Raw genomic sequence first — 10,572 nt, 5'->3', positions numbered from 1 at the left:
CCCGGCCGTATGCCGATCTTGGTTGTCGTACCCCTCGGGCAGGATGTGCGCCATGACGACGCACCACCCGAACACCCGGCGCCTGGTCTACGGCCACGCCACCAATCACGACTGCCTCGCCTTCGTCGACGCCGACACCGCCGCCGGGGAGGCCGCGGAGATCAGGGCGCTCGCCGCCGCCCGTACCTGGGGCGAGGCTCGACAGGTGCAGATGACGCACCTGGAGAACCCCGCCGGCCCCGACTGCTACGAACCGGAGGACTACGCCGACGACGAGCCCTTCGACATCACCGAGGTGGGTGCGGTCGTGGAGATGAGCTGGCCCGAGATGGTCACGGCGCGGGCGTTAAGCGTGCTGCCGCAGGACCTGCAGGACCGGTACGGCGAAGTCGTGCTCACGGTTCACGACGGTGAGTACCTGCAGGTTCCGCTCGACGGCGAGGCTGAACTGGTCGCGGAGCTGCGCGAGCGTGGCTACGAGGCGACCCGCGACGACGAACTCATCAACCTGCTCGACGGCCTCGGCCTCGGCTCGGTGACTGCCTGAGCAAGCACGGAGACGCCGGCATCGCTTCCGAGGACCGGCTCCGCTACCCATGCGCGGTCGGCGTCTCCGTGGCTCGTCCTCACCGACGGCGCTTGTTCAGGCTCGGAAGGCCGCCGGACACCGTCCGAACGCTGCCGTCCGGGTTGCTCCGGCCCGGCTTTTGTAGGGCCTCAGTGACGCGCCTCCCGGCGAGGTCGGAGGCGTCCATGCTAACGACGACCCGATCTGACCTCCGCCAGCTCCGTAAGCGAGCCAGAGCTTGGTGGCTGTCGGCGGCACCCGTCAACGCACGGATGGCTGGCATCGCCCGGGACGTGTCAGCGAGCAGGAGATGGGCGACATCGGCGGGGCTCAGCTTTCGCGGCGAAACGTTGCCTATCGGAACGAGGGAGGCGTGGATCTTCCCGTTCTGGAGCCACAGCCACACGGACCGCCTGCCATCGCCCGCGCGCATCACAGGAGTTGTCGACGCGGTGGTTCGTCTGGTCGGCGGCGACGAGGCCGGCTTGGTCGAGAGATTCGCTTGCAGAGCGGCCGTCGGCTGCGGCCGTCGCTGCGACTGTGCCGGGACGTCGACAACCGGGCGGGGCGAGGCCACCCCTCCCGACGACGGCTCCTCGCCAGGTTGCGGCGGCACGGTCGGTACCGCGTTCCGTTCCCGCATGAACCAGCCGGCAAGGTCCCACTGCTCCGGCGTGAACTTGACCGGGATGACCTCGGTCAGGTTCGATGCCGACGTGGCCTGAACGGTGAGTCGCGCGCGACGCTTCGCGTGGTCGGCTGTGGTGAGCGATCCGATGTCGAGGAGCGTGGCCAGCGGAATCCGCCTGACGTCCGCCTTTAACCACGGCAGCAACCGGCGACGCCGGACGACGAGCTGCTCCTTCTCAAACCAGGCGTCCCAATGCCGAGCGGCCATCCCCACCACCTCCCGTGCTGGGTACGTTAGCGGCGTGATGTTCACGACTGCACTCGGCGTAACGGACAGCTGAGATGACGGATCGTCTGGTTGGGTCAGCGGCGCGGGCGGCGGGAGCGCGACCCTCACTAGGCGGCAGTAGGCGCTGCAAGGGACCGTCCTTGCACTGTCGGCGAGCACGTGGTGTGACCCTGCGGCCGGACAGGCACGCTTGCCACCTGAAGCGGTCCGGATGATTCTCGTTTGGCCCCAATGGACCATTCTGTGTTCGCGTTGCGCCCGCAAGAATCGCCACCATGGTGCTTTCCACCCCCGAGGCTTCCGCAGCCTTCGGCCAGTCTCAGATCGAGGGGCCGAACTGGTGCGAGCCAGGTCTGCTGGCGCGCGCAGGCCGCTACCCGCTGGCCGTGGAGGCGCCAGTGATGTCGGCTGTCGACATGCTGGTCCCCGGCGTCTCGACGGTAACCCGATACGCCCGCTACTACACCCTCTACTGGGCCATTGCTGCCCACGCGGAGCGCGTCGGGCTGGACCGGGAAGGTTGCCGCCGGCTTCTCCGTCGTGCCGAGGTGGGCCTGGCCCGCATTTCCCTCGCCAACGACAGCGCGGATGAACCGCCGGGACTGGCTCACGGCGTGGATGCGTACCTGCGGCTCGCGCCCGAGCCTGGGGCGGAGTTCTCGCTCGCGGACGCCTCCGGGAAAGGCTCGTACTCGCCGCGCAATTGGGGCTTCTGGTCGCAGTACAACGGCCCGAGCGTGGCCCTCGGCACGGTAGCGCTTGACGGAGGCGCGTTGCGGGCCGGCCGGCACTCCTGTCCGCCTGCGGTCAGCGAATTTTTCGCTCCGCTGATCACGGCCACCGAACGGAGCGGTGGACTCGCACTTCCCTCTCCCGCGCTCAGCCGGCTCAGCCTTCAACACGAGGTGGGCACGCCGGACCTGGAGCCGCTGAGCGAGGTGCTCAGTGCGACAGTCAAGGGACACCACGACCCGCACACGTGGACCGGCAACGACGTGACGAGGCGGGCCAGCCTACGCATTCTGGCCCGGGCCTGGCAGCTCAACCCCGGGGCCAGCACTTGGCTGGAGGCCTTCGCCGCCGCCGTGGCGTACGGATCGGCGGCGCGGGATGACCAGCTGCTCGCTGGCGAGCAGCAGACCGCCGCATGGCGTGGAGTGGTGCTGCGTCGTCACTCGGTCGGCGCGTGGCGACGCCTGTGGGCCGCGCTGGTGGAGCAGGTCCGCGATGCGGGAACGGCCTCCCGGGGGCACCTTCATGAGTGGATCACCGAGCTGCTTCCCGAGCAGCCGCTCGCCGAGTTCGAGGCCGGCCTGCCGTCTGTGGTCGACGCGTCCGGACATCCCGCGCCAGCTGAAGACCAACTGCTCCGGGAGAAGGCAGGTGTGCTCACCGACATGGCGTTGCTGTTGTTAGGCGCGCGACGACTCGACTCGCTGACCGGGCTCGAGCTCTACTCGTTCAAAGGTCGCCGTCCCACCTATCTTGACCCGACCTGGGTGGCGCAACTACGCCGGGAGTTCAATCAACGCCCCCTCACAGAGCTGGGTCGACGACTCGTCGACGACATGCTGGCACAGTCCCGGCGGGTGGCGTTGCGCAAGGTGACCTTCAACCGGGACGGGACGATGTCCCTGTTCAGCCGGCTACACGAGCGCAACGGCGCCTATTTCGCCGACTCGTCGGAGGGCAGCGGCAACATCGGACTGCGGATCAATCAGCTTGCTGGGATCGCAACACAGGTTGGGCTGCTCACCCGCGACCCGGCCCAACCGGTGACCCCATGGGGACAGCGGCTGTTGGGACTGCCGGCATGAGCGGGGTAGAGAGGTCATTTCGGTCGCCGCTGACGCTGCTCGAGCAGTGGCGGGACCGCGTCGATGCTGCCCGCCTGCGCGAGGTAGTCATTACTGGGTACACGGTCGACCTCGGCTTCCTGGAGAAGTTCGCCATCCCGACTGCCCGCGCGCTCGGCGCACGGATCACCATCCTCGGTGACGCCGGTCAGGCCGTGCACGACCCGGTGGACGTTCGGCGGGCCGGGGTGGCGTACCAGCACGGGCATGCCGCCTGCAAACGGGCGTTCCACCCGAAGTTGGTGGTGCTCCTCGGCGACGAGGACGTATGGCTGGCAATCGGCTCGGGCAACCCGACGCTGTCCGGTTGGGGATACAACAGGGAACTGTGGGCGGTCGCCCGAGGTAGCCGGCAGCAGGGACCGCAGCTGATAGCTGACGTCGCGGACTGGCTGCATGAGTTGCCCGACATCGTTCGAGTGGCCACCTGGATCGCCGCCACCCTGCGGCAGGTGGCGGAGCGTATGCGGCCGGCGACGCTGGACGAGCAGTGGTCGCAGATGCGCGCCTACGGCAACCTCCGACGTCCGCTGCTGGAGCAAGTCCCCACCGAGCCGGTCCGGGCGTTGCACCTGTCCGCGCCGTTCTACGACCCGCCCGCCCGCGCGGTCACTGACTTGCTCCGACGCACCAAGCCGGAGTCCGTACGTGTCGCGGTCCAGCCTGGCGTCGGCATTTTCGACGGCGCGGCGCTGGTACGGGCCACCGAAAACGTCGTGGACCGGGAGTTCACGGTGTTGGTCGGCGGGCCTGTTCGGCACGGCAAGTTGATTGAGTGGTGTACGGCAGATGGTGCCTACGCCGGGCTGACCGGTAGCGCCAACGTGACCGCGTCCGCGCTGCTGCTCAGCACTGCGGGCGGCGGCAACTGCGAGCTGGTAGTCCTCGCACCGCAGGACGGCTCGCTCTTCCCCCCGGGTGATCGGCAGCCCGGGTCGGCGGTCAGGAAGCTCGTGTCGAGTCCGCCCGCATCGGCGGCGGACACCGGTCGGCCGGGCCCGGTGCTGCTGGGTTGCGCACTGGCCGACGGCGCCCTCTTAGTGGAACTCGCCGCCACCATGGCTGCGCCGGTGCTCATCGAGACCTCACCGTCCGCGGTCCCCGGCACTTGGCTCGGCGTGGGCACCGTTCCCGCCGGGCTGGCGGCGACCCGCTTCCTGGCTCCCGAGCTGACCGGCGGCGCGGTCCGCGCGGTGGTCGACGTTGACGGCGTACGCCAGGAGTCGGCCATCGTCTTCGTCACCGACACGTCGCGCTGCCGGCCCCGACAGGATGCCAGCAACGAAGCGCAGCTGCCGCGGTCGTACGATCGGGTCGACCTCTTCACTGACCCGGTGATCGCCCAGCGGTTCAGCGCCGACCTGGAGCGTCTGACGGTCCAGGTCGGCGCCGCTGCCCGGAACGTCCCGCACACCACGGGCGGGAGGGTGGACGATCGAATCGGGTCGAGCGACCGGTGGGCTGACTTCCTCGAGGACTGTGACCGGCTGCTTGGGCCGGACCTGTCGCGACTCGTCTTCCCGAGAAACGAGGCGGCTGAAGCCGACGCGAGTACCGTTTGGTCGATCGATGACGCCGACCAGGGTGAGGTCGCCGACGGCGAGGACGAGTCGGTCCTTGAAGACGTCACGGAGGACGAAGCGGCTGCCGGGAAGCCCGCTGTATTTGCCGTCCCACCCGACGAGCGCAATCGCTACCGTCGCTTCGCGGCGCGCTGGGTAGCAGCGGTGGCACCGGCCAGATCGCACGACGGCTCTACCGCGCCGCCGATGCCGCTGCGGATGACCATCACGGCCCTCTACCTGACCCTGCTCGCCGCCGGCGTGTGGCAGGACGAGGAAACCTGGCGGGAGGGCCTCCGGCGGCTGGCCGGGTCACTCGTCCCCGACGACCAAACTCGCGATGAGCTGCCACCCGAAGCTTTCCATCGGCTGTACTCGCTGCTCGCGGTCGCCATGGCAACGCTGAGACACGACGCCCAGTTGTACGGCGGACGGACGGAGGACACTGTCGCCACGGCGGCGTGGCGGGACACCGCCGAGTGGGTTGCGGAGGCGGACCCCAAGCTCGCGGAAAACCTCCTCCTGCCGGCGACCCAGCCCTACGCCCGTGTAGTGAGCAGCGCAGCCCTCTGGGACACGATCACTCTTGCCCGGGAGTCGCGCCACGATCCCTACGCGGCGGCTCGGACGGCTCTCGCCGAGGCCGGGGTGACAGTCGAGTGCCGCGACGGTGTGTGGCAGGTCGAGGGAGAGCACCGCAATGCGTTTCGGGCGGCGGCACTGGTGGCGACGGCGCTGCAACGGGTGGCCGATCAGGTGGTGGTGGCGGCCAGAGGGTCCGGTCGTGCGGTGCTCATCGCCGCGGCCGGGCAGACGATGGCCCTCGCAGACTCGCGCACGGCCATGTGGCGGCTCTATGAGCTTTCAAGCACCCGCACGCCAGCCTCACTCACCGCCGGGTGTCCAGGGCCGCCGCCCGGGGCCCGTACCCGTCCACTGGTTCCGAGTCCGTCGGAGGTACGTGAGCTGAGCGCCAGGCTCGGGATCGATTTGGTCGCCCTGACTCTGCGGCTCAGGACGACCTAATCCGGCGAGGGCTTAGGTGTGCTCACCTAAGGAGGCGCGCTCTCCGGCTGAAGCTGGGCACTATTCCACACCCAACTGGCGAACCGTTGGCTCGGTGTCGAGAAGCTGAGTCGGCGGTGCAGTCGGCAGCGCCGATCGCGTCCAGTGAAAGCCTTGTCGAGTGATGCGGAGGGTCGGTCCGATCGGATGATCTCAACCAGCTACGACTGCGATAGATGTAGATCATGGCGTCGAAGCGCTACCTCGGAGTAGATCTTGCTTGGGCGGATCGGGCTGGGAGAGTGGCCAACGAGTCGGGCGTCGTCGCACTCGATGACGGCGGCACCGTCCTCGCCGCCGGGTGGACCCGGGGAATCGACCCAACCATCGAGTGGATCGACCAGCACGCCCACGACGACCTGGCGCTTCTCTTCGTCGACGCGCCGTTGGTCGTCACCAACCCGTCAGGGCAACGGCTGTGTGAGCGACAGGTTGGGCAGCGGTACGGGCGATGGAAGGTCAGCGCGAACTCCACAAACAGAGCATCGCCCCGCCAGGCGGGAGTGGCGCTGCTCGACGCTCTCGTGAGCAGGGGCTGGTCCTACCAGGCAGGCCACGAGGGCCCGCCGGTTCGGGGCCGGGTGGTGAGCGAGTGTTACCCGTACACCACGCTCGTCGGCGTCCCAGCGCTCGGCTACGAGAGTGACGGAGAGCGACCCTGTTACAAACGCAAGCCGCGCCGGTTGCCGGTGGCGGACTGGCGGCCTGCCCGGGCAGCGGCGTGCGATGACCTGGTACGTCGGTTGGACAAGCTCCGCAGCGCCGACCCGCCGTTGCACCTCGAGTCGCATCCGGTCACAGGGCTGCTGATCACGGAGGGCTCGCCGCTGAACGACCGGGCGTATAAGCATCGCGAAGATCTCATTGATGCGCTGCTGTGTGCATGGACGGCGCTGCTGTGGGCCCGCCACGGCCACACCCGCTGCCAGGTCCTCGGGCCGCCCGCGGAGACCCCACCCCCGGTGGCGACGATCATCGCACCCGCTACGGCGGTCCAAGGTCGTGATGGGATGGTCCGTGGCTGACGGCACTTCTGAGATCGCCTTCGCTGACGACTCCCCGTCGTCGTGGCCTGCCGCGTTCGCCGCGGTCAGTGAGGCATGGAAGCGGCACATCCAGGCGAAGTCCCGACCGTCGGTCGACAGCGAGGACTGGGATCGCCTGTTCGACACCATGCGCGTCGGCCAGGAGGCGGCTGAGCAGTCCGGTCGTTGGCGCCGCGAGCCGCTCGATCTGTTGACGATCTGCGGAGTCCATCGGCGCGAGCTGTCGCACAGCGCCGCCTTGGCGTGGCTTTGCGATCCCGAAGCCGATCATGGGTTAGGTGACCGGCTCCTACTTCGGCTTCTTCATCTCGCAGGCGGCGAGGTCGAGAGCACTGCCTCCGTATCTGTGACGACGGAAGTCGTGTGCAGCCAGTCTCGCGCCGACGTCGCCGTGGAGAGCGATTCCTGGGCGTTGGTGCTGGAAGTGAAGATCGACGCTCCCGAGTCGGATCAGCAGTGCCAGCGCCTGTTCGAGGACTGGCAGGACGCACCGGAGGCCAGGTTCCTGTTCATCACGCCAACCGGCCGCCCACCACGAACCGCCGACACCCAAGAGGCAATCGCCGCGTGGCGCCGCGCGTCATGGCGGAAGGTCCTCGAAGCCCTCGACTCTGCGATCGACGGCCGTACGGTCACGACCGCCGTAAGCCAGTACCGACAGACACTGCATCGGCTCTACGGAAAGAGACATCAGTGACGATCGAGAAGCAACTTTCCGAAGTCCAGCTACCTCCGATCGGGGACCCACGGATCCGCTTCTACCTGGATCATCAGCAGGCCATCGATACGTGGGCACAGCTACGTGAGGACGCAAACCAGGCGTTGCACGACCTCCTGCTGGACCTGGTCGACGTCCTCGCCAACGACGCGTCATCACTGGCCGACGGTGACGACATTGAGGTGCGGGCTGAGGCAAATGACCTGCGCAAGCCCCGAATCGTCATCGTCCGACGCCGGTGGATGGACCGCGGCAAGGCAACAGCCTCGATCGTCATTGAGTGGGGCAAGCACGTGATTGACGAACACGGTGAAACGACCCTGTTCGTCGGCGTCCGTGCCGGTGAACGCGGCCGCCGTAACCAAGCGGTTAGCGCCGAGCTAAGCCGACTCGCCCCGCGGATGCGTTCCGACCTCGGCGGGCCTCCGTGGCAACGGGAGGACGATTCCTTTCCGGTGTGGCGGTGGGTCCTGCCTGAGGGAACGGGCATCGACGAGGTGGCCTGGATAGGGCAGATTCGGGACGCGGCTTGGCGCTGCTGGGAAGTGGCAGCCGATCACATCGACCGGATCATCAGAGACGAGACCTGACTCCGGGGAGTCCGCACAGACGACCGTCGAGAGGGTCAACGGCGTGCGAGTGTGAACTCGACGATGGCGTTGACCATCTCGTCGAGATCCTGGTGAGCCGGCAGACCAGCCTCCGTCATTCGCCCCAACAGCCCGCTGATGCGAGCCGTAGTGGTCAAGTCCACCCCGTACTCCTCCAGCACCCACGTCTTGAACGAAGGCCGGGTAGGCGCGGTCTCGAATTGTTCGATGATCGAGCTCCAACTAGGGAAGTCCGGTACGTCACCTCGGATGGCCTCCTCGTTGAGATACGCGATGATGTCTGGCCGTTGGAGGGCGAACTCCTTGATGGCCCGCTGCCGCCCCCGGCAGGCTTTGTGCAGTTCGCGCAACTCTCGCAGCTTGCGCTCCTCCTGTCGGAGCCGCCCATCCGGAACCCCCTTGTCGACCTCGTCGAGGCGGGTGTAGTCGAGTAGTACCGCAAGGGGGATGTCCAGGTGCTGCTTGATGAAGTCTAGTTGCGGCACGTTGATCAGATTGTTGGTGCCTCCCATTCGCGCGATGGCGACACCGGCTCGGTGCAGACGTTCATGGTAGAGGGATTGCAGGACCAGTTGGTCGTGCTCTCCTTCCACGATAAGCAGGAGCGAGATCGCCGTGAACAGTTCTCCACGAGTGAGCCCCAAGTCGCGGGCGAAGACTGAACCTACGTGGAGATCAGCTGATGAGAGTGGCGACACGGTCGTTCCTCGGCGCCCCCGCTCGACATGGATGACTTGCCAGGAGGCCAGTTCCAGGAAATGAGGGCTATGGGAAGCGAAGACGATGTTCTGGCTCGCTGAGCGTAGTTGGTTCAGTGCCCGTGCGGCGGAGCGTTGCGCCCGCGGATGCAGGTGAGCTTCGGGCTCATCGAACACCCGGACGGTCAGTTGCGGCTGAAGATTAGAGAGGTTGCGCGCGGCTTCCCAGATCGCTCGCTTCCCCTCATCCTCCCACTGCAGCAGCTCGCGCCGAGCGGCTGCAGTCAAAGTTGTCTCGACGGCGTCGACGAGCTGATCCAGCGCTTCGCTGGTCCAGACTTCGAATCCTGCCAGAGCTAGCCGAACCCTGTCGTTGATCGGCGTGACGACGTGTGCGACCTCAGACGGTTCGAGGCCGCGCAGGACTGTGGCCTGCCAGGCCGCCCGCCGGGCGAACTCGGCAAGGCCACGAGCTGCAGTGGCGAAGGCCTCGTCCAGCCACCGCCGCTGCCCTGCCGCGAGTCGCTCCAGCGCGTCCTCGTCACCACGTGGCCCGTGGTCAGTCTGATGCCCACCGCGCTCCGTGACGGCGAAGTCCGCGTCCCCTTCCCCGCGCGCGACCACCTTCACCTTGGGCACCGTCACTGCAAGCTCTCTGTTGGCATGGCGGGCGGCGATCGAGTGCAGCCACCAGTGGGGTTCCGTGTCCATATCAACGGCGTCGAAAAGAACGGCGAGACTCTCGGCAATGTCTGCGGCGGGCTTCAGGGCGGCACGGAACTCAGTCAGGACGTGATCGTCAATTTCATCCCAGTCGCGACGACGCGGCAACCACTCCAGATGCGCGGGTGATGTGTCCGTGGTTGGCAGGCACAGCAGGTCGACGTGGCCGGGGAACCCCTGTCCTGCCGGCCTCGGGTCCATGCGGCCGGCAATCAGGCGTAGGGCATCCTTCGTCTCCAATACCACAGCAGGATCGGTCCTGACGCCGACGAGGGTGCGGGTAAAGCGTCTACTGATGGCGTCACTCCGCTCGATTGCGAAGTCCTGAAGCGTGTAGCGGACGATCGGACGCTCGCACTGCGAGCTCAGGTACTCCGCGACCGCGGGAGACGGGATTAGCGGCCGGAGCGCGTCGAGGAAGCCGGTCCCGTCGCGGATGCCGATGGCCTCCCACCAGGCTGCGTCCGAGGGGATGCGGGACAACCGTCCTGAGTCCTTGCCGAAGGCGCGAGCAAACTGCTGCATCTCCGGGTTGAGCGCCGTATTGGGCGCCCAGGGCAGCTCGTCGACAGAGGTTTGGACAAGCAACTCGAGGCCGCCTGGCCTTATCTCCGCGAGTCGTCTGCTCGCCAGCCGCACCGTCTCGCGCGTTCCCATCAGGATTGCCAGCGCCTCCAGGAAGTTCGTCTTGCCGGCGCCGTTGGCGCCGAACAACGCCATGCCATCCGACCAACGAACCCACTGCTCCTGCAGCCCCTTGTAGTGCCCTACCTTCACGGCCATGATCGCCGGCGGCACGCCGATAC

General features: G+C 67.4%; 8 protein-coding genes. 6 read left to right on the top strand and 2 right to left on the bottom strand.

What is annotated here, in order from left to right; all coding sequences use genetic code 11:
• The first annotated feature begins 52 nt into the window (after positions 1-52).
• Positions 53-547 (top strand): hypothetical protein, encoded by a 495-nt coding sequence (locus ACFYPD_RS26655; RefSeq protein ID WP_387118945.1) that lies wholly within the window; start codon positions 53-55, stop codon positions 545-547.
• A 79-nt stretch (positions 548-626) separates the two neighbouring features.
• Here ACFYPD_RS26655 and ACFYPD_RS26650 read toward each other — a convergent pair whose 3' ends face one another.
• Positions 627-1,511, bottom strand: coding sequence for a hypothetical protein (locus tag ACFYPD_RS26650; protein WP_387118942.1), 885 nt, complete (start codon positions 1,509-1,511; stop codon positions 627-629).
• A gap of 251 nt (positions 1,512-1,762) precedes the next feature.
• On the opposite strand from ACFYPD_RS26650, the gene ACFYPD_RS26645 reads away from it, so the two are divergent.
• From ACFYPD_RS26645 to ACFYPD_RS26625, 5 genes are all read left to right on the top strand, one after another.
• Positions 1,763-3,304: a hypothetical protein gene (locus tag ACFYPD_RS26645; RefSeq protein ID WP_387118939.1), complete on the top strand. Its 1,542-nt coding sequence runs from the start codon at positions 1,763-1,765 to the stop codon at positions 3,302-3,304.
• Entirely contained in the window at positions 3,301-5,931 is a 2,631-nt protein-coding gene (locus ACFYPD_RS26640; protein WP_387118936.1) for a hypothetical protein, read from the top strand. Before ACFYPD_RS26645 ends, ACFYPD_RS26640 begins: the two co-directional genes overlap by 4 nt.
• Before the next feature lie 281 nt (positions 5,932-6,212).
• Positions 6,213-6,995, top strand: a complete 783-nt coding sequence (locus ACFYPD_RS26635; protein ID WP_387118933.1) for a DUF429 domain-containing protein — start codon at positions 6,213-6,215, stop codon at positions 6,993-6,995.
• Entirely contained in the window at positions 6,988-7,713 is a 726-nt protein-coding gene (locus ACFYPD_RS26630) for a PD-(D/E)XK nuclease family protein (RefSeq protein ID WP_387118930.1), read from the top strand. The genes ACFYPD_RS26635 and ACFYPD_RS26630 overlap by 8 nt, the downstream gene beginning before the upstream one ends.
• Positions 7,710-8,324: a hypothetical protein gene (locus ACFYPD_RS26625; protein ID WP_387118927.1), complete on the top strand. Its 615-nt coding sequence runs from the start codon at positions 7,710-7,712 to the stop codon at positions 8,322-8,324. Before ACFYPD_RS26630 ends, ACFYPD_RS26625 begins: the two co-directional genes overlap by 4 nt.
• Before the next feature lie 35 nt (positions 8,325-8,359).
• Here the strand turns inward: ACFYPD_RS26625 and ACFYPD_RS26620 are convergent, their stop codons facing one another.
• Entirely contained in the window at positions 8,360-10,564 is a 2,205-nt protein-coding gene (locus ACFYPD_RS26620; RefSeq protein WP_387118924.1) for a hypothetical protein, read from the bottom strand.
• Positions 10,565-10,572 lie beyond the last annotated feature (8 nt).

Origin of the sequence: Micromonospora sp. NPDC005299, assembly GCF_042872345.1 — a bacterium.
In the GTDB taxonomy this organism is placed as follows: Bacteria; Actinomycetota; Actinomycetes; order Mycobacteriales; family Micromonosporaceae; genus Micromonospora.
Note: the sequence above shows the minus strand (reverse complement) of the source record. Positions and strands in the feature narration are given on the sequence as shown.